Genomic DNA, 19,218 nt, shown 5'->3' with positions numbered 1-19,218 from the left:
TCAGGCGGCGGCCGGGTGTGCGACGGTGCCCACGGGATGGAAGTCGCGCCCGAAGTAGATCAGGCCCGCCTGGCCGCTGGCGCTTTGCGCGGCCTTGACGGCGCAGAAGAACACCGTATGCGTGCCGACTTCAGTCACCGACGTGATCTCGCAATCGAGCGCGCTGATGGCGCCATGCAGCACCGGCGCGCCCGTGACCAGCTGCTGCCACTCCGCGCAGGCAAACCGCTCGTCCAGCGACAGGTCCTTGTCGGCGAAGCGCATGGCCACGTCGCGCTGCGCGGCGGCCAGCACATTCACGCAGAGCCGGCCGTTCTGGCGGATGGCGGCGTTGTTGCGGCTGGACCTGTTAATGCAGACCAGCAAGGTGGGCGGATCATCGGTAACGGGACAGACGGCGGAGGCCGTGCAGCCGGCCAGCCCGGCCACGCCGTCCGTGGTGATGACGTTGACGGCGGCACCCAGGCCCGCCATCGCGTCGCGAAAAGTTGTCTTGTCTACCATTATGCGTCTGTCTATACCGGATTGGCGCCGGTTCCGCGATATTGCGCCGCCGCGTGGGTGGCTGGCAAGCGTGCCGTGCCGAACAGCTTGTCGCGATAGGTGCCTGGCCGGTACGCGGTCTTGTAGGCGCCGCGCTCCTGCAGCAGCGGCACCACCAGGTCGATCACGTCCTCGAAGCACTCCGGCACCACCGTGCGCGACAGGTTGAAGCCGTCCACGCCGGTGTCCTCGCTCCAGGCCATCAGCAGGTCTGCCACATGCGCGGCGGAGCCCACCCACGGCGGCTGGCGGCTGCCGAGCACCATCTGTTCAAGCAGCTTGCGGCGCGTCCATTGCGGGCCCGCGCTGCGCGTCATGGCTTCCACGTTCGACACGATGGCCTGGCTCTTGCCGGTATCGATCGGCTCGTCCAGATCGTAACGCGCGAAGTCGATGCCCAGCGACGCCGCAGCGTGCACCAGCGCGGCCTCGGAACTGACGTAGCGCCGGTATTCCTCGAACTTCTCGCGCGCCTCGGCATCGGTGCGTCCCACCACCAGCGTGGCACCCAGGAACACCTTCACGTCGTCGGCCTGCCGGCCCAGCTGCACGGCCTGCCCGCGGATGTCGTCGACGATCTCCCTCACGCCTTCCTTCTTCTGCCCGTTCACGAACACGCACTCGGCGTGCGTGGCGGCAAAGCGGCGGCCTCGCGTCGACGATCCGGCCTGGTACAGCACGGGCGTGCGCTGCGGCGACGGCGCGCACAGGTGCATCGCATCCACCTTGTACTGCGGGCCGCGATGATGGATCACGCGCACTTTTTCGGGATCGGCATAGACCCCGGCCGTGCGGTCGGCCACCACCGCGCCGTCATCCCAGCTGCCTTCCCAGAGCTTGTAGACCAGCGCCATGTACTCGTCGGCCAGGTCGTAGCGGTCGTCATGCGCCACCTGCCCGTCGATGCCGATGGCCCGCGCCGCGCTGTCCAGGTAGCCCGTGACGATGTTCCAGCCGATACGCCCGCCGGTCAGGTGATCCAGCGTGGACATGCGGCGCGCGAACAGGAACGGTTGCTCGTAGGTCAGGTTGGCGGTTACGCCAAAGCCCAGGTGCCGGGTCACGGCCGCCATGGCCGGTATCACCAGCGTCGGGTCGTTGACCGGCACCTGCACCGCGCCCCGCAATGCGGCGTCGGGGCTGGCGCCATAGACGTCGTAGACGCCCACCACGTCGGCAAAGAAGATGCCATCGAACAGGCCGCGCTCCAGCGTCTTCGCGTAGTCCATCCAGTACTGGAGTTCGGCGTAGCGGTGCGACTGGTCGCGCGGGTGCGTCCACATGCCGTGCTGGATGTGGCCGACACAATGCATGTCGAAGGCGTTCAGGCGGATTTCACGGGGCATGGGGGCGGTTCCTGAGAGAAAGGCGCGAGTCGCGTGTCATCCACTATAGTGGACGAACGAGCATCATCGTCAGAATTTATGGATGAGGGTTAACCCGCGCCCGGCGATGCCGCTCCTATAATCGGACCACCTTCCAGCGCCTTCGCCACCATGAGCCGCCTGCCCGACGACCCCACCACCGCCATTTCCGCCCGCGTGCGCATCGAGCGCGAATCGCGCGGCTGGTCGCTGGCGGAGCTGGCGGACCGCTCCGGGGTGTCCAAGGCGATGATCAGCAAGATCGAACGGGGCGAGGCCAGCCCCACGGCTACCGTGCTGGGACGCCTGTCAGGCGCGTTCGGGCTGCAACTGTCGATGCTGCTGGCGCTGGCCGAGCAGGCTGGCGAGCGCCTGAGCCGCGCCGCTGAGCAGCCGGTGTGGCAGGACCCGGAAACGGGCTACACGCGCCGTGCGGTATCGCCGCGCAATGGCGGCATGCTCGAACTGGTGGAGGTGACGCTGCCCGGCCACGCGCGGGTATCGTATCCGTCGTCGGCCTTCACGTTCCAGCATCAGCAGATCTGGGTGCTCGATGGCACGCTGGTCTTCGAGGAAGGCGAGCTGGCGCACACGCTCGCCGCCGGCGACTGCCTGCAGCTGGGGCCGCCCGCGCCCTGCACGTTCATCAATCCCGGCCCGGACGCCTGCGTCTACGTGGTGGCGCTGGTGCGCCGCTGATCAGGGCTGGTCGGCGTCGATCCACACGCGCGTCGACGCCCCCGCGCGCGTCAGCCGCATCTGGTAGGTATAGCGTTCCGGGTGGTAGAGCCCGACCAGGAACTGCACCGGGCGGCCGTTGGCGTCGGATGCCACGCGCGACACGCGCAGCAGTGGTACGCCAGGCGCGATGCGGAAGATGCGTGCCACGTCCAGGTCGGCCACGGCGGCGCCCAGCGTCTGCTCGGCCGAGACCACTTCGACGCCATGCTGCTCCATCGCCACCAGCATCGGCGTGTCCTGCAGCGTATGGCGGTCCAGCGCGGCGGCCAGATCGTCGGGCACGAACACTTCGGTATAGGAAATGGGCTGCGCCTTGAACTTGCGCACCCGCACCACCTTGAGCACGGGCGCGCCGGGCGGCAAGGCCAGTGCGGCGCTGACCGCGGCGGGCGCCGCCATGCGCTTCCATTCCAGCACCTGCACGCGCGTGCGCATGCTGACGCTGACGATGTTGTCGAGCAGGCCGCCTCGCACGGTCTGCACGGCGGTCTCGGGCTGCGGCACGTTCCGCGCGGTCGGCACCGTGCCCTTGCCGCGCAACCGCACCACCAGGCCTTCTTCCTGCAATCGCGCCAGGGCCGAGCGCACCGTCACGCGCGCCACGCCGAATTCCTCGGCAAGCTGGCGTTCGCCGGGCAGCGGCAGGCCGGCTGCATAGTGACCGCCGCGAATGCGCTCCCGCAGGATCAGGCGAACCTGCTGGAAACGGGGCAGCGAGGTTGGCGGGGCGTGGGCATCGAGCATCGGGCTGGGCGGCAATCAGGCGGGCGGGCCGGGAAACTGGGGGCGATGCCGCCACGGTACGCGTGCCGCCCCGGTCAGGCAAGCACGCGCAGCGTTGCGTTACTCGTACTGCTTGCCCAGCGCCAGCATTTCCGGCGTGCCGATGACGTCATTGAGCGCCTGGAACGACAGCATCCTGTCCAGGTACGGCGTGGTGGTGCCGTGGGCGTGCAGGGTGGCCAGGTAGTCGCGCAGCGCAAAACTCAGCGCACGCACGGTGCCCCCCGGGAAGATCACGATGCGGAAGCCGATTGCCTCCAGTTCGGCGGCCGGCAGCACGGGCGTCTTGCCGCCTTCCACCATGTTGGCCAGCAGCGGCGCGCGGCTGCCCAGGCGGGCGATGGCAGCCGTCATGTCCTCGCGGCTGCGCAGGGCCTCCACGAAGAGCACATCGGCACCGGCTTCGGCGTACTGCTCGGCCCGCGCCAGCGCGGCTTCCATGCCCTCCACGGCAACCGCGTCGGTGCGCGCGATGATCAGCGTATTGTCGTCGCGCCGCGCATCGCAGGCGGCGCGGATCTTGCCGGCCATCTCCGCGGCGCTGATCACTGACTTGCCATCCAGATGACCGCAACGCTTGGGCATCGACTGGTCTTCGAACTGGATGGCGGTGGCGCCAGCGCGTTCCAGCACACGCACGGTCTGCATCACGTTCAGCGCATTGCCGAAACCGGTGTCGGCGTCCACGATCAGCGGCAGCGTGGGGCAACGTTCGCGGATATTGCGCGTGACCGATGCCACGTCTTCCAGCGACAGGAAGCCGATATCGGGCCGCCCCAGCCGCGTGTAGGCGATGCTGGCGCCGGACAGGTAGGCGGCCTGGAAACCGGCCTGTTCGACCAGCAGGGCCGAAAACGCGTCGTACACGCCCGGTGCGGTCACGATGCCGGTGCCTTGCAGGCGTTGCTTCAGCGTCATTGCAGTCATTGCACTTCCTCTTTGACCGAGAGTTGGCCCGACGCGATCCGTCGCGCCAGGTGCGGGACCAGTCCGCCATCGCGGATCATGGCCACCAGATGCGGGGGCACCGGCTCGCATTGCAGCGCCGGCGCGTTCTCGATATGGACCCGGGCCGTGTCGATGTCGCATCCCGCGCGCTGGCCGGGCGTCACCGGCGGCAGCGCCCGGCAGGTCAGCAGCGGCAGCCCCAGGTTGAATCCATTGCGGTAGAAAAGGCCGGCGAAGGAGGGGGCGACGACCGCCACCACGCCCAGGTGGCGCAATACCTCGACCGCCTGCTCGCGCGACGACCCCGCGCCGAAGTTGCGTCCGCCGAAGACGATATCGCCGGGACGCACCTGCGCCGCGAACGACGGGTCCACGGCTTCCAGGCAATGGCGGGCGATCTCTTCGATGCCAAACTTCATGTAGGCGCCCGGCGCCAGGAAATCGGTATTGATATCGTCGCCGAACACCCAGGCCCGGCCGGAAAAACGACTCATGCCAGCACCTCCCGTGGATCGGCAATGCGGCCGGCAATGGCCGAAGCGGCCACCGTGTACGGCGAGCCGAGGTAGACCTGCGAAGAGGCCGCGCCCATGCGGCCCTTGAAATTGCGGGCCGTGGCGCTGATCACCACGGTGTCTTCGCCAAACCGGTGTTCGCCGTAGCCCGCGCAGGCGCCACAGGCGTTCGGCAGCAGCTCCGCGCCGGCATCGGTCAGCGCGGCCAGCGTGCCTTCCCGCGCGGCGCGCTGCTGGTCTGCGGCACTGGCCGGCGCCACCAGCAGGCGCGTTCCCCGTGCCACGCGCTTGCCGCGCAGCACCTGCGCCGCCATGCGCAGGTCATCGAGCTTGGCGCCGGTGCAGGCGCCGATATAGGCGATGTCGATACCCACGCCGCCGAAGACATCCACGTCGTCGGCGTTGGCGGGGGTGTGCGGGCGCGACACCTGCGGCGCCAGCGTCGCGGCATCGAAGTCATGCACGGCCAGGCAGGCTGCGTCGGCGTCCGACTGCCATCCGTGGATATCGATGGCATCGGCCGGGGCGCCGGCGGCCAGCAGCCAGTCGCGCGTGGTGGCGTCGGGGGCGATGAGCCCCACCTGCCCGCCCAGTTCGGCGGTCATGTTCGACAGCGTCATGCGTTCCTGCATCGACAGCGCCGATACGGTGTCGCCGGTGTACTCCACGGCCTGGTACTGGCCGCCGTCCATGCCGAAGCGCGTGCACATGCGCAGCATCATGTCCTTGGCCGAGACACCGGCGCCCAGGCGGCCATGCCAGCGCATGCGGATGGTGTGCGGCACGCGCACCCAGATCTCGCCAGTCACCAGCACACCCAGCATCTCGGTGGCGCCGATGCCGAACATGTAGGCGCCGAACGCGCCGCCGGTGGATGAATGGCTGTCGCCGCCCACCGCGAACATGCCGGGGCGCAGATAGCCCTTCTGCGGCACCACCACGTGGCAGATGCCTTCCATGTCGTGGAAGCGCGCCACGCCTTCGTCGCGCGCCCAGTCGCGCGCGATCTGGACGATCCTGCGGCTGTCGTCGTCATGCGCGGGCACGTAGTGGTCGGTGACCAGCACCACCTTGTCCGGATCCCACACCTTCGCGCCGAGCTTCTCCAGCATCGGCTTCACGCGGCGGGGGCCGCTCGAGTCATGCATCATCGCCAGATCCACGCGACACGTGACAATCTCGCCGGGCGCCACGTCGGCCCGGCCCGCGGCCCTGGCCAACAGTTTCTGCGCCAATGTCTGGCCAGTCATTGCTATTCCTTACTCTACTTTGGTACCAGACGCCTGGATCACCCTGGCCCAGTGCTGGATGTCGCTGCGCACGAACGCGCCGAACGCCTGCGGCGTCATGCTGACGGCCGTGGCCGCCTCGGTCTCTATGCGTGTCTTGTAGGCCGGGTCATCGACGGCCACCTTGACCGCGCGATAGAGCTGCTCCGTGATGGCCGGCGGCAGCCTGGCCGGGCCGAACAGGCCGAACCACGCCGACGACTCGAAGCCCTTCACGGTCTGGCCGATCGGGGGCACGCCCGGGAACTGCGGCAGTGCGTCCCTGCTGCTGACGCCCAGGAACTTCAGCGTGCCCGACTTCAGGTGCGGCAGCACGTTCACCGTGCTGGCGAACATCAGGTCCACGGTGTTGTTGCCGAGCACGTCGGTCAGCGCCGGGTTGGTGCCCTTGTACGGGATGTTCACGATGTCGGTGCCGGTGGCCATCTTGAACTGCTCGCTGGCCAGATGCAGCGACGAGCCCTGCGCGCCAATCGCGAACGTGAGCTTGCCGGGGTTCTTCTTCGCGTAGTCGATCAGGCCCGCCGTGTTGTCGAACGGCACGCCCTTGCGGGCAACCAGCACGCTGGGCACGCGCGCCACCATGGTGATCGGCGTGAAGTCCTTGACCGGATCGAACGGCAGGTTCTTGTAGAGCGATGCGTTGATGGTATGGCCGGTAAAGCTCATCAGCAGCGTGCTGCCGTCCGGCGTGGCACGCGCCACATACTGCGCGGCGATATTGCCGCCGGCGCCGGGCCGGTTGTCCACCACCACCGTGCGGTGCAGCGTGTCGCCCAGCGAGCGGGCAATCAGGCGCGCCAGCGCGTCGGTGGTACCGCCGGCCGGGCTGCCCACCACGATCGTGATCGGCTTGTCCTGCGCCACCGCGTGCCCGACCGGGGCCAGGGTTGCAAACATGGCCGGCGTCGCGCCGGCCAACAGCTTTCTTCGACTGATCAACATCTGTGTCTCCGCCTCTTTGTACTTCCCGTGGGGTTCAGGCGGACTCTATGCCCCATGGCCCGGTCACTCAATGGAACCAGCTGGTCCTATCCACGGGACCAGTCAGCGCGACGGATGTCCAGACATTGTCGGCCCCGCATGGCGGCCATCCAGTCGCACGCCGCGCCGGCGCCGTCCGAAAGCGCGCCATGGTACACAGACATGGCGCAAGTCAATACTACGGAATGCAGAGGAGGAATGTCAGAGGCGGGGCGGATAGAGCCGTCGCAGCAGGCTCAGGGGTCCGCCGCATGGCGCCCGCACAGGGCACCGACAGGCGGAACGCGGCGTAGTGGGCGCCTGCGCCGATGGGGCGCGCGGTATGCGTGGTGTGGTCCGGGGCGCGGGCGTTCAGTCGATCGTCGCACCCGACGCCTTCACCACCTTGCCCCATTTGTCGATCTCGCTGGCGACGAACCTGCCGGTGTCCGCCGGCGAGGTCCACGTGGCGGTGAAGCCCTGCGTGGCGAAGCGCGTACGCACGTCTTCCTGGGTCAGCACGGCCTTGAGGGCCTCACCAAGCTTGTCGACCACGGCCGCGGGCGTGCCGGCCGGCAACAGCAACGCGTTCCACGCGGTGGCCTCGTAGCCGGGCAGGCCCGCCTGTGCCATGGTGGGGATATCGGGTGCCGCCGGCGACCGCGCGGCGCCGGTCACGGCCAGCGCGCGCAGCTTGCCGTCGCGCACGAACGGCATGGCCGACAGCATGGTGTCGAACATCACCGTGGCCTGCCCCGCCATCACATCGGTCAGCGCAGGCGCGCTGCCTTTGTAAGGCACGTGGGTCATGCGGATGCCGGCCATGCTGTCGAACAGTTCGGCCGACAGGTGCGTGGACTGCCCGTTACCCGAGCTGGCAAACGTGACCTTCCCCGGATTCGCCCTGGCCATCGCGATCAGTTCGGCCACGTTGTGAACCGGGGTGGACGGCGCGGTCACCAGCACCAGCGGGCCGCTGGTCAGCATCGACACCGGTGCAAAGTCGGTACGCGTGTGGTAGCCCGGCCTGGCGAACAGCGTCATGTTGATGGCGTGCGCGGTGGTGGCCACCAGCATCGTGTAGCCATCGGGGGCCGACTTGGCTACGGCGTCCGCGCCGATATTGCCGCCGGCGCCGGGCCGGTTGTCGACGACGACAGGCTGGCCCAGCCGCTCGGACAGCTTCTGCCCCACCACGCGCGCCACGATGTCGGTGGGCCCGCCGGGCGGATACGGCACCACCATGCGGATCGGCTTGGCCGGCCACGCCTGCGCCTGGGCGGCGGGCACGACGGCCAGCATCGGGAAGGACAGCACCGACAGGGACAGCAACAGCTTGCGGACGGGGGGCATGCGCACGCTCCTGGATCGCCAAGGTTTTGCGGAGTGAAATTCGCGAAACGGTCTTGCCACAAGGCTTATAGGCGCCGGACCGAGCCGTGTCACTCTGCAGCGCATCAAAGTTTCACGGGCTGAAACCGGGGCCAGATGCAAAAACGCCGCGCGTCCCGACTGGCGGGGCGCGCGGCGTTGCGCGATCGAGCGGGCCGCCCGGGCCCGGCAGATCAGTCGTCGAGCAGCGACAGGTCGCGCACGGCGCCCTTGTCGGCGGACATCACCAGCTTGGCATAGGCCTTGAGCGCGGCCGACACCTTGCGCGGACGCGCCTTGGCCGGCTTCCAGCCACGGGCATCCTGCTCGGCACGGCGGGTGGCCAGCTCCTCGTCCGACACCAGCACGTCGATCGTGCGGTTGGGAATGTCGATGCGGATCCTGTCGCCGTCGCGCACCAGACCGATGGCGCCACCGGCCGCCGCCTCGGGCGAGCAGTGCCCGATCGACAGGCCCGAGGTGCCGCCCGAGAAGCGGCCATCCGTCAGCAGTGCACACGCCTTGCCCAGGCCCTTGGACTTGATGTAGCTGGTCGGATACAGCATTTCCTGCATGCCCGGCCCGCCCTTCGGGCCTTCGTAGCGCACGATCACCACGTCGCCGGCCTTGACCTTGTCGTTCAGGATGTTCTCGACCGCCTCGTCCTGCGACTCGGTGACGTGGGCCGTGCCCTCGAACACCAGGATGCTTTCGTCCACGCCCGCGGTCTTCACCACGCAGCCGTCCAGCGCGATATTGCCGGTCAGCACGGCCAGGCCGCCTTCCTTCGAGAACGCGTGCTCGTACGAGCGGATGCAGCCTTCGGCACGGTCCAGGTCCAGGCTGAGCCAGCGCGTGTTCTGGCTGAACGCCACCTGCGTGGGGATGCCGGCCGGGCCGGCCATGTAGAACGTGCGCACGGCTTCGTCCTGCGTGCGGACGATGTCCCACTGGTCCAGCGCGTCCCTGAGCGTGGGCGTATGCACGGTCGGCACGTCGGTGTGCAGCTTGCCGGCGCGGTCCAGTTCGCCCAGGATGGCCATGATGCCGCCAGCGCGATGCACGTCCTCGATGTGGTACTTGTTGGTGTTTGGCGCCACCTTGCAGAGCTGCGGCACCGAACGCGACATGCGGTCGATATCGGCCATCGTGAAGTCGATCTCGGCTTCACGCGCAATCGCCAGCAGGTGCAGGATGGTGTTGGTGGACCCGCCCATGGCGATGTCCAGCGTCATGGCGTTCTCGAACGCCTTGAAGCCCACCGAACGCGGCAGCACGCGCTCGTCGTTCTGCTCGTAGTACATGCGGGCCAGATCGACGATGCGCTGGCCGGCGCGCTTGAACAGCTGTTCGCGGTCGGCGTGCGTGGCCACCACGGTGCCGTTGCCGGGCAGCGACAGGCCCAGCGCCTCGGTCAGGCAGTTCATCGAGTTGGCCGTGAACATGCCCGAGCACGAGCCGCACGTGGGGCAGGCCGAACGCTCGACCTGCGCCACATCCTCGTCCGAATACGACGGGTCGGCGGCCATCACCATGGCGTCCACCAGGTCGAGCTTCTTCAGTTCGATGGTCTTGGTCACCGGGTTGGCCAGGCGCGTCTTGCCGGCTTCCATCGGGCCGCCCGAGACGAAGATCACCGGGATGTTCAGGCGCATGGCGGCCATCAGCATGCCCGGGGTGATCTTGTCGCAGTTCGAGATGCACACCATGGCATCGGCGCAGTGGGCATTGACCATGTATTCGACCGAATCCGCGATGATGTCGCGGCTCGGCAGCGAATACAGCATGCCGTCGTGGCCCATGGCGATGCCGTCGTCAACGGCGATGGTGTTGAATTCCTTGGCCACGCCGCCGGCGGCTTCGATCTCGCGCGCGACGAGCTGGCCCAGGTCCTTCAGGTGGACGTGACCCGGCACGAACTGGGTAAACGAATTGACCACCGCGATGATCGGCTTCTGGAAGTCTTCGTCTTTCATGCCGGTGGCGCGCCACAGCGAGCGCGCACCTGCCATGTTGCGGCCGGCGGTGGAGGTCTTGGAACGGTATGTGGGCATTGTGGGTGCTTGGAAATTACGCAAACGCAGCGGCCCACGGGGGATCGACAGGGCCAGGACAAACCCGTGCGGGCGGCCTTGTGAGCCGGGCGCCGGGCAAAGCTGGGGATTATCCCACAGCCCTTGCCCGGTCTGGCGGCCGGTCCATGGCTACAGCGGAGGCAGCCTTCGCTTGACCGGTTGCGACTTCACGATGGCCGAACTGGTCTCGGCCATCTCGGTGATCTGCTCCAGGATATGGTCCAGGTGCTCGATAGATCGCAAATACAGCCGGCCGATAAAGCAGTCGTCGCCGGTCACCTTGTCGCATTCGGCGAATTCGGGGATGGCCTCGATCAGCTTCTGCACCGCCTGCAGCTTGCCCGGCAAGGGCTTGATGCGGACGATGGCCTGCATCGAAAACCCTAGCGTGCGCGGTTCCACGTCGACCGTGAAGCCGCGGATCACGCCACGGTCCTCAAGCCGGCGCAGCCGCTCGGACGCGCCTGGCGACGACAGGCCGACCTGCTCGGCCAGGGCTTTTACGGGCAGGCGGGCGTCCTGCTGCAGCAGGGCCAGGATGCGACGGTCGATATCATCGAGAGACATAAGGTATTTCCTGAAAATCACCTTACAAAATACAGAACAAAGTGGGAACAGCCTGCATTTTCGACTGTGGATTGTAGGCCACAGCCCTTAAACTGCAACCCTCATTTGGCAAAGTTGCCATCACAGGAACGGGAGACGGCCGTGAACGACAGAACGCGGGGCATGCTGGAAATGGTGGCGGCGATGGTGATCTCGGGCACCATCGGCTGGCTGGTTGTGGTATCGGGGAGACCTGTCACCCAGGTGGTGTTCTGGCGCTGCGCCTTCGGCGCGCTGGTCCTGGTGCCGGTCTGCGCCGCGCGTGGCTACCTGCGGCCGGGCGGCATCTCGCTGCGGCAGGCGCTGCTGGCCGTGGCCGGCGGGGTGGCCATCGTCGCTAACTGGCTGCTACTGTTTTCGGCATACGAAGGCGCTTCGATCTCGATTGCCACGGCGGTGTACAACACCCAGCCGTTCATGCTGGTGGCGCTGGGCGCGCTGTTCCTGGGCGAGCGCCTTACCCTGGCCAAGGTGGCGTGGCTGCTGCTGGCGTTTGGCGGCATGCTGCTGATCGTGCAGGGGAAGCCCGGCGCCGGCGCGGCGCACGGCAACTACCTGCTGGGCATCGGGCTGGCGCTGGGCGCGGCGTTCTTCTACGCGCTGGCGGCGCTGATCGCCAAGCAGCTCAAGGGCGTGCCGCCGCACCTGATCGCGCTGATCCACGTGCTGGTGGGCACCGTCATGCTGCTGCCGATGGCGCTGCGCGCCGACCTGCCGGCCGGCGCCCTGCCCTGGGCCACGCTGGCGACCATGGGCTTTGTCCATACCGGGCTGATGTACATCCTGCTGTATGGCGCGATCCAGAAGCTGCCCACGCACCTGACAGGCGCCCTGTCGTTCATTTATCCTATCGTGGCCATTCTGGTGGACCGGCTGGCCTTCGGGCATCATCTGCACCTGTCGCAAATCGGCGGGGCGGCATTGATCCTGCTGGCTGCCGCGGGCATGACGCTGGGATGGCCCTGGCGCGGAATGCTGCCGTGGGGGGCGCGCAAGCCCTCCGCCTGACTGCGGCCCGCGCCCCGACTTCAAACCTGACAGGGAGGCGCGGATATGCAGCAGACGCAGGGGATGTCCCGGGATCGACTGGACCGGATCGGACGCTTTATCGACGAGACCTACGTCGCCACCGGCAAGCTGCCCGGCGCACTGGTGCAGGTCTGGCGGCGCGGCGAACTGGCCCTGAATGCGGTGCTGGGCCAGGCCGACCGCGAGCGGCAGGTGCCGCTGGCCGAGGATTCCATCTTCCGCATCTATTCGATGACCAAGCCGATCACGTCGGTGGCCATCATGATGCTGGTGGAGGAATGCAGGATCGCCCTCGACGATCCGGTCAGCAAGTACATCCCGGCCTGGGAAAAGCTGGGCGTGTTCGCGGGCGGCTTCATGGAGAGCTTCCAGACCCGCCCGCCCGCGCGGCCGATGCTGGTGGTGGACCTGCTGCGCCATACCTCGGGCCTGACCTACGGCTTCCAGCAGAACAGCAACGTCGACGCGGCCTACCGCAAGCTGAAGATCGGCGAACTGGCCACCGAAGGCACGCTCGACGACATGATCGAGAAGCTGGCCACGCTGCCGCTGGAATTCTCGCCGGGCGAGGCCTGGAACTACTCGGTGGCCACCGACGTGCTGGGCTACCTGGTCGGCAAGATTAGCGGCATGCCGTTCGATGCCTTCCTGAAACAGCGGATTTTCGATCCACTGGGCATGGTCGATACCGGCTTCCACGTGCCGGCGCACAAGGCCGCCCGGTTCTGCGCGTGCTACGCGGTCGGTGCGCTTGGCTCCAAGGTGATCATGCCGCGCCGCCCGATGCTGCAGGACGATCCGCAGACCAGCCCCTACCTGCAGCCGCCCGCATTCCTGTCGGGGGGCGGCGGCCTGGTATCGACGGCTGCCGACTACCTGCGCTTTGCCCGCATGCTGCTGAACGGCGGCGAACTCGACGGCGTACGGCTGCTCGGCCCCAAGACACTGGCGCTGATGACCGCCAACCACCTGCCCGGCGGGGTTGACCTGCCGCGCCTGTCGCGCTCAATGTTCAGCGAAGCCACCTACGAAGGCGTGGGCTTCGGCCTGGGCTTCGCCACCACCATCGCGCCGGCCAGCACGCTGATTCCGGGCAGTGCGGGCGACATGTTCTGGGGCGGCGCCGCCAGCACGTTCTTCTGGGTCGATCCCAAGGAAGACCTGATCGGCCTGTTCCTGACGCAGCTGCTGCCGTCGTCGGCCTACCCGGTGCGCCGCCAGTTGCGCACGCTGGTCTACAGCGCGATCACGGAAACGGGGCCGGCACCGCGCTAGCACGGCTGCCCGCGCCAGGGCATCGCGGCGCGGGCGCGCGTAAAATACGGCCACGTGAAACCCGCTACGGACCAGATCCAAACATGAAGCTCCGCACGACGATCGTCACGATGTCGCTGGCCGCCATGGCCGCCATGAGCCCCCTGGCACACGCCAGTGTGTCTTCCGACGCACACGCCTTCAAGGAAGGCGTCAAGGAAGCCGGCAAGAAAACCGGCCACGCGGTGGCCGATGTCGCCCGCACGATTGGCCACGGCGCCAAGGAAGCCGGCATCACCATCGGCCATGGCGCGCGGGATGCCGGCCACGCCGTGGCGGATACCACGAAGCGCGGCTACCAGGCGACCAAGCAGGCCATCAAGGGCGACGGGAAGGGCGAAGACAGAGGCGAGGATTAAGGCCCGGATTGCGCCGAAGATCTGGCCCGATGTCGCGCCGCCCCGCCGCACATGCGTACAATGCGCGGCTTAACCAATTGGAAAGCTGTCCGTGAAGAAAACCGACCTGGAAAAGAACAAGGGCCTGAAGATCAACAACAATCTGAAGCAGGCCGGCGCCAACCGGGCAGGTGGGCTCCCGAAGTCGCAGCGCCAGCAGGGCACCGGCAAGAACGGCCTGCTCGGCAAGCTGCTCGGCAAAGCCGTGCCGCAGGAAAAGTCCGAAGACTGAATCAGATAGCCGCGGCCGCCGGCATCGCGCGCGCCACCGGGCAGGTCGGGTCGATGGCCCGGCACAGCGCATAGAGATCGCGCACGATCACATGCGGCGCCTGGCTGCTGCGGGCCCAGCGCGCCGCAGCGGCATCGTCCGAGCGCACCACCCACGCGGCCTGAACGCCTGCCGCGATGGCTCCCACCACATCCAGATCCGCATCGTCGCCGACGTGCAGCATCCGTTCGGGCCGGCACCCGGCCAGTTCGGCCGCCGCATGGAAGATCGCGGCATCGGGCTTGGCGCAGCCGGCGCTCTCCGGATTCAGGGCCGCATGGAAGAAGTGATGGCCGCCCGTCACCTGCAGGCTGGCGTTGCCATTTGACACGGCCACCAACGGAAAGCGGGCGCTGAGCCATTCCAGCGCCGGGAACGCATCTTCGAAGAAATCCACGCGCTGGCGCGCGGCAAAGAACACGTCATAGGCGGCCTCGGCCAGTTGCGGGTCTTCGGCCGACAGTTCCAGGAGCATGCGGATCGATCCGAGCCGCAGCTCGCGCAGGCTGTGCGCAAGGTCCGGCCGCTCTGCCTGGAACCGCGCGCGTAGCTCGCCCAGCACCTGCGGCGATGTCAGCAGGCCCGATGTGCGCGGTGCCTGCGCCAGCAGCCAGTCGTGCAGGGTCTGCTCGGCCCGTATGACGGCTGGCGTGAACGGCCACAGCGTATCGTCGAGATCGAGTGAAATGGCCGCGAGGTTGGCCAGCGGTTGTTGCATGGGGACAGGGGCACGGAATTAGGGAATCGGTCCGAATTGTGCCAGTGTTCGCCGCGCCCCGTAAAACGCGCACATTGGCGAAACGGCCACGCGGCGCGGCAATCGCCCCGCATTCGGCACGCGGGCCGCCCTACAGTTCCGACATCCCGAAGCGCCGCAGCGCCTCCAGGTCGGTAACCCGGATGGTCTGGTACGACAACCCGACCATGTCCTCCGCTTCGAGCCGCCGCAGCGCCTGGTTCACGCGCTGGCGCGACAGCCCGGTGAGCAGGCCGATTTCCTCCTGCGACAACTCCAGCACCGCCGTGGTCTTCGGATAAAGCGCCGGATGGAACAGCTGGGCGATGGCCTGCGCCACACGGGCATCGGCGCCGAGCAGGCGGTCGTTCTGCACCATGGCGATGAACTGGCCCATGCGCTCGTTGAGCTGGCGCACCACGTAGCCCGCGAAAGGCAGGCTGTCCGCCAGCAGCGTGTTGAAGACCGCCTCGGCCACCAGCAGCACGCGCGATTCGCGGATGGCGATCACGTCGTAGCGCCGGTCCTCGCGCTTGATGACGCTGCCCTCCCCGCACCAGCCGCCGGCCGGCACGCCGCAGAAGGTGCAGCCGCGCCCGTCCGGCGTGTAGACCGCCAGCTTGATCAGGCCCGCATCCACGCCGATCCAGTGGCGCGAAAATTCGCCGCGCCGCGCGATATAGCTGTCGGGCGCGAACGTCCGCACCACCGTGCCCGACGCCGCCAGCGCCTGGTGTTCCGGCGCCAGCGCGCGATACCAGTCGTGTTGTTCAAGCGAGTCGTGGACGTTCATGAGCCTGCGGCAACGGTTACCCAGTGGAATCTGACGCGAAACTTACGCCAACGGGGCACAAGATGCGTCAATGTCGCGGTTGGAGCAGCTCTGTCGCCTGAACGACAGAGTCGGCCCGCGCGAGAATGATAGCGTGGCCCCCGACAACACAACACGAATCCGACAGGATCCAGACAGGAGACACGCATCATGCCGACCGACTTCGATACCGGGCTGGCCCGCAACGCCGCCAATTTCGTGCCGCTGACCCCGCTCGACTTCATCGCCCGCGCGGCCGAAGTCTACGGCCAGCGCCTGGCCATCGTGCATGGCCCGCTCCGGCAGAACTGGCGCGATACCTATGCGCGCTGCCGCCGGCTGGCGAGTGCCCTGGCGCGCGCCGGCGTCGGCAAGGGCGACACGGTCGCCGCGTTGCTACCCAACACGCCGGCCATGATCGAGGCGCATTTCGGCGTGCCGATGTCCGGCGCCGTGCTCAACGCGCTGAACATCCGCCTGGACGCCGCCAACCTGGTCTTCATGCTGCGCCATGGCGAGGCCCGCGTGCTGCTGGCCGATACCGAGTTTGCCGACGTGGCGCGCCAGCTTGCGCGCGAGGTACAGGGGCTCAAGGTCATCGCGGTCCATGACGTGCTGGGCCCCGAGCCCGACGCGCCGTTTGGCGACACCGATTACGAGACCTTCCTGGCTGGCGGCGACCCCGACTACGACTGGCAGATGCCGGCCGACGAATGGGATGCCATCGCGCTGAACTACACGTCCGGCACCACGGGCGACCCCAAGGGGGTGGTCTACCACCACCGCGGCGCGGCCATGAACGCGGTGTCCAATATCCTGGAATGGGACATGGCCAAGCATCCGGTCTACCTGTGGACACTACCGCTGTTCCATTGCAACGGCTGGTGCTTCGCCTGGACCGTGGCCGCACGCGCCGGCGTGAACGTCTGCCTGCGCAAGTTCGATCCGAAGCTGGTGTTCGATCTGATGCGCGACGAGGGTGTCACCCACTATTGCGCCGCGCCCATCGTCCACACCGCGCTGGTCAGCGCGCCGGCCACATGGCGTGAAGGCCTGCGCGGGCCGGTGCGCGGCATGGTGGCGGGCGCGCCGCCGCCGGCCGCCGTGCTGGCGCAGATGGAACACATGGGCTTCGAACTGTCGCACGTCTATGGCCTGACAGAGGTGTATGGCCCGGCCGCGGCCTGCGCGGAGCAGGACGACTGGCGGGACGTGTCGATGGAAGCGCGCGCCGTGCTGAAGGCCCGCCAGGGCGTGCGCTACCACCTGCAGGCCGGCGTGGCCGTGCTGGACCCCGACACCATGCAGCCGGTACCGCGTGACGGCGAGACCATCGGCGAGATCATGTTCCGCGGCAATATCTGCATGAAGGGCTACCTGAAGAACGACCGCGCCACGCGCGAGGCGTTTGCCGGCGGCTGGTTCCATACGGGCGATCTGGGCGTTTGCATGCCGGACGGCTATATCAAGATCAAGGACCGCAGCAAGGACATCATCATCTCGGGCGGCGAGAACATCTCCAGCGTCGAGGTCGAGGACGCGATCTACCGCCATCCGGCCGTGATGGCCGCCGCCGTGGTGGCCCAGCCCGACGCCAGGTGGGGCGAAACCCCGTGCGCGTTCGTCGAACTCAAGGACGGCGCCAGCGCCACCGCCGAGGAAATCATCGCCCACTGCCGTACCCTGCTGGCCGGCTTCAAGGTGCCCAAGGCCGTGTACTTCGGGCCGCTGCCCAAGACATCGACGGGCAAGATCCAGAAGTTCGAACTGCGGCGCCAGCTGCAGTCGGCCGCCGCGATCGACGTCTGACGCGCCTCGCCGCGCAACCGCCGCCGCGCCTCAGGGCTTTGGCGGCGGGGCGTCCACCTTGTGCCCCGCCATGTGGTGCAGGTAGGCCAGCAGGTCCTTGAGTTCGGCGTCGGACAGCGTTTTCTCGTCGATCGACGACATCTTCGAGCCCGGCCACCAGCGCAGCGCCTGGGGGTTGCGGATCAGCTTCGACAGCTTGTCGTCGCCCAGGTACTCCACCGGGTTGTAGGGCACGTTCAGGTCTGGCCCCAGGTTGGCGTCGCCGGCGCGGTTCATCGAATGGCACGAGAAGCAGACGCGCTGGAACGCCGCGAAGCCGCGCATGACCGGCCCGTCGGCGGGCTCGCCTTCGGCCGGGCGAATCGCCGCAAAACGCTCCGCGGCGGTGCCGCCCAGATCGATGCGCGCAATCGCCCAGGTCCACAGGCTTTCCGTGATCCGCACCGTCGCATCGGCCTGCCTGGCTGACTTCGGCACGGTCCAGATCAGCCGGAACGGGCCAATGTCCTGCCCTTTTAGCTTCGGCCACGGCTTTGCGGGGTTTTCCACCGCCAGCCACGCGCGGGGGCCGTCGGCGCGGTCGGCCGGCAGCAGGCCCAGCGGCAGATGCGAGACATAGCCATCGGTGGCGGCCGTGGTGGCGCTGCCATCCGGCGACGCCGGCAGGCCTGCCAGCAACGCAGCCATCGGGATGGCCTTGAATGTCATGCGACGCTTGTAGTTGTCGTCGTCGACGGTGACGCTGGCCAGACGCCGGTCTTTCAGCAGCGCATCGCGGGTCAGGGTCTTCTGCTGCGCGCCGGCGGTAATGGTCAGCGTGGCGGCATCCTCGGCGTGCGCCGGTGCGGCGCCGATCAGGGCCAGCGTGCAGCCGATGGCCGCAGCGGCGCGTGTGAGCCAGGGGGTCATGTTCTAGTCTCCTCGTGCGGGCGTGGGGTTGTTATTGGGGCGGGCGCCATAGCCGTAACCCTAATCGATGCCCGTGACAAGCTGCAAATTTCCCCTTTCCCCCAAACCCACCTGCCCGCCCGCATGGCGCATGCTTCCCGGGATGCTGGCTGGCGGCCGGCATGTGGCGCGCCGCCCCCCAGCAAAGGTTTCGCAAAAGAAATGCTTGCGCTTTGCGAAAGTCGTCTATAGAATTCGCGCCTTCGCTAGGCTCGTAGCTCAGCTGGTTAGAGCACCACCTTGACATGGTGGGGGTCGTTGGTTCGAGTCCAATCGAGCCTACCAACGCACAAACAGGAACGGACGGTCGCCACTCGGCACCGTCCGTTTTTGCATTCCAGACCCAACGGAACCCTTTCATGATCCAGCCAAGCCCGGTATTCAAGGACAACCTCGCACAACTCCCCGCCATCGACGGCATCGCCCGCATCGACCTCGTCGACACCAGCGGCACCGTGGTAGCGAGCATCGAGAACGTACAGGGCAAGCAAGGCTCGCTGGCCGTGTACCACTACCTGCAGCAGGTCTTCGGCAAGCTCGATGCCCAGGCCGCCGAGCATGGCCTGGCCGTCTTTGCCGAACACACCGCCGATGCACGCAACAGGCCGGGCGCACACCCGAACGTGGACCGCCTGCTGATCGTCGCCGCCGGCGGCGAAGCCCTGCAGATCCAGGTCGTCGCCAGAGCCTGAGCGGTCTTCCGT

The 19,218-nt window shown here is 67.6% G+C and carries 20 protein-coding genes and 1 tRNA gene; 8 read left to right on the top strand and 13 right to left on the bottom strand.

Annotated elements, in window-relative coordinates; genetic code table 11:
* Together BLQ58_RS12550 and BLQ58_RS12545 are read right to left on the bottom strand one after the other, a co-directional pair.
* Window positions 1–504 (bottom strand): flavin reductase, encoded by a 504-nt coding sequence (locus BLQ58_RS12550; protein ID WP_092598256.1) that lies wholly within the window; start codon window positions 502–504, stop codon window positions 1–3.
* Window positions 505–515: 11 nt separating this feature from the next.
* Window positions 516–1,889: an LLM class flavin-dependent oxidoreductase gene (locus tag BLQ58_RS12545; protein ID WP_092598253.1), complete on the bottom strand. Its 1,374-nt coding sequence runs from the start codon at window positions 1,887–1,889 to the stop codon at window positions 516–518.
* Window positions 1,890–2,039: 150 nt separating this feature from the next.
* Between BLQ58_RS12545 and BLQ58_RS12540 the strand changes: the two genes are divergently transcribed.
* Window positions 2,040–2,606 (top strand): helix-turn-helix domain-containing protein, encoded by a 567-nt coding sequence (locus tag BLQ58_RS12540; RefSeq protein WP_066741548.1) that lies wholly within the window; start codon window positions 2,040–2,042, stop codon window positions 2,604–2,606.
* On the opposite strand, the gene BLQ58_RS12535 is transcribed toward BLQ58_RS12540, so the two are convergent.
* The 8 genes from BLQ58_RS12535 to BLQ58_RS12500 all read right to left on the bottom strand — a co-directional run bounded on the left by BLQ58_RS12535 (window position 2,607) and on the right by BLQ58_RS12500 (window position 11,159).
* Complete coding sequence (locus BLQ58_RS12535) at window positions 2,607–3,392, bottom strand: GntR family transcriptional regulator (protein ID WP_092598250.1); 786 nt, start codon at window positions 3,390–3,392, stop codon at window positions 2,607–2,609. It lies immediately after the preceding gene.
* A 99-nt stretch (window positions 3,393–3,491) separates the two neighbouring features.
* Complete coding sequence (locus BLQ58_RS12530) at window positions 3,492–4,349, bottom strand: isocitrate lyase/PEP mutase family protein (RefSeq protein WP_092598248.1); 858 nt, start codon at window positions 4,347–4,349, stop codon at window positions 3,492–3,494.
* Between the two features lie 5 nt (window positions 4,350–4,354).
* The gene (locus BLQ58_RS12525; RefSeq protein ID WP_092598245.1) at window positions 4,355–4,873 is read right to left on the bottom strand and encodes a LeuD/DmdB family oxidoreductase small subunit; all 519 of its coding nucleotides are present in this window, start codon (window positions 4,871–4,873) and stop codon (window positions 4,355–4,357) included.
* Complete coding sequence (locus BLQ58_RS12520; protein ID WP_092598242.1) at window positions 4,870–6,144, bottom strand: 3-isopropylmalate dehydratase large subunit; 1,275 nt, start codon at window positions 6,142–6,144, stop codon at window positions 4,870–4,872. The genes BLQ58_RS12525 and BLQ58_RS12520 overlap by 4 nt, the downstream gene beginning before the upstream one ends.
* A 9-nt stretch (window positions 6,145–6,153) precedes the next feature.
* A complete protein-coding gene (locus tag BLQ58_RS12515; protein WP_254775936.1) occupies window positions 6,154–7,125 on the bottom strand; it encodes a Bug family tripartite tricarboxylate transporter substrate binding protein in 972 nt (323 codons plus the stop codon).
* Window positions 7,126–7,518: 393 nt separating this feature from the next.
* On the bottom strand, window positions 7,519–8,448 hold the full coding sequence (locus BLQ58_RS12510) for a tripartite tricarboxylate transporter substrate binding protein (protein WP_254775935.1): 930 nt from the start codon (window positions 8,446–8,448) through the stop codon (window positions 7,519–7,521).
* A gap of 263 nt (window positions 8,449–8,711) precedes the next feature.
* Entirely contained in the window at window positions 8,712–10,571 is a 1,860-nt protein-coding gene (gene ilvD / locus BLQ58_RS12505) for a dihydroxy-acid dehydratase (RefSeq protein ID WP_092598232.1), read from the bottom strand.
* Window positions 10,572–10,721: 150 nt separating this feature from the next.
* On the bottom strand, window positions 10,722–11,159 hold the full coding sequence (locus BLQ58_RS12500; RefSeq protein WP_092598229.1) for an Lrp/AsnC family transcriptional regulator: 438 nt from the start codon (window positions 11,157–11,159) through the stop codon (window positions 10,722–10,724).
* A 141-nt stretch (window positions 11,160–11,300) separates the two neighbouring features.
* Between BLQ58_RS12500 and BLQ58_RS12495 the strand changes: the two genes are divergently transcribed.
* The 4 genes from BLQ58_RS12495 (at window position 11,301) to BLQ58_RS12480 (ending at window position 14,171) form a co-directional block, all read left to right on the top strand.
* On the top strand, window positions 11,301–12,206 hold the full coding sequence (locus tag BLQ58_RS12495; RefSeq protein ID WP_092598226.1) for a DMT family transporter: 906 nt from the start codon (window positions 11,301–11,303) through the stop codon (window positions 12,204–12,206).
* Between the two features lie 45 nt (window positions 12,207–12,251).
* Entirely contained in the window at window positions 12,252–13,502 is a 1,251-nt protein-coding gene (locus BLQ58_RS12490; protein WP_092598223.1) for a serine hydrolase domain-containing protein, read from the top strand.
* Between the two features lie 83 nt (window positions 13,503–13,585).
* Window positions 13,586–13,900 carry a hypothetical protein gene (locus tag BLQ58_RS12485; protein WP_092598220.1) on the top strand — a complete coding sequence of 105 codons (315 nt, stop codon included), beginning with the start codon at window positions 13,586–13,588 and terminating at the stop codon, window positions 13,898–13,900.
* A gap of 91 nt (window positions 13,901–13,991) precedes the next feature.
* Entirely contained in the window at window positions 13,992–14,171 is a 180-nt protein-coding gene (locus BLQ58_RS12480) for a hypothetical protein (RefSeq protein WP_139186101.1), read from the top strand.
* Between the two features lies 1 nt (window position 14,172).
* Here BLQ58_RS12480 and BLQ58_RS12475 read toward each other — a convergent pair whose 3' ends face one another.
* Together BLQ58_RS12475 and BLQ58_RS12470 are read right to left on the bottom strand one after the other, a co-directional pair.
* On the bottom strand, window positions 14,173–14,928 hold the full coding sequence (locus tag BLQ58_RS12475) for an HAD family hydrolase (protein WP_092598214.1): 756 nt from the start codon (window positions 14,926–14,928) through the stop codon (window positions 14,173–14,175).
* A 130-nt stretch (window positions 14,929–15,058) separates the two neighbouring features.
* Window positions 15,059–15,739: a Crp/Fnr family transcriptional regulator gene (locus tag BLQ58_RS12470; protein WP_092598211.1), complete on the bottom strand. Its 681-nt coding sequence runs from the start codon at window positions 15,737–15,739 to the stop codon at window positions 15,059–15,061.
* A 189-nt stretch (window positions 15,740–15,928) separates the two neighbouring features.
* Between BLQ58_RS12470 and BLQ58_RS12465 the strand changes: the two genes are divergently transcribed.
* Window positions 15,929–17,566, top strand: a complete 1,638-nt coding sequence (locus BLQ58_RS12465; protein WP_092598208.1) for an acyl-CoA synthetase — start codon at window positions 15,929–15,931, stop codon at window positions 17,564–17,566.
* A gap of 30 nt (window positions 17,567–17,596) precedes the next feature.
* Here BLQ58_RS12465 and BLQ58_RS12460 read toward each other — a convergent pair whose 3' ends face one another.
* Window positions 17,597–18,475 carry a c-type cytochrome gene (locus BLQ58_RS12460; RefSeq protein WP_092598206.1) on the bottom strand — a complete coding sequence of 293 codons (879 nt, stop codon included), beginning with the start codon at window positions 18,473–18,475 and terminating at the stop codon, window positions 17,597–17,599.
* Between the two features lie 247 nt (window positions 18,476–18,722).
* On the opposite strand from BLQ58_RS12460, the gene BLQ58_RS12455 reads away from it, so the two are divergent.
* Both BLQ58_RS12455 and BLQ58_RS12450 read left to right on the top strand, forming a co-directional pair.
* Window positions 18,723–18,799: transfer RNA gene (locus tag BLQ58_RS12455), tRNA-Val, on the top strand.
* Window positions 18,800–18,873: 74 nt separating this feature from the next.
* Entirely contained in the window at window positions 18,874–19,206 is a 333-nt protein-coding gene (locus BLQ58_RS12450) for a DUF2322 family protein (RefSeq protein WP_092598203.1), read from the top strand.
* Window positions 19,207–19,218: the final 12 nt, after the last annotated feature.

This window comes from Ralstonia sp. 25mfcol4.1 (assembly GCF_900104095.1).
Classification (GTDB): domain Bacteria; phylum Pseudomonadota; class Gammaproteobacteria; order Burkholderiales; family Burkholderiaceae; genus Cupriavidus.
This window is presented reverse-complemented; position numbering and strand designations above follow the sequence as displayed.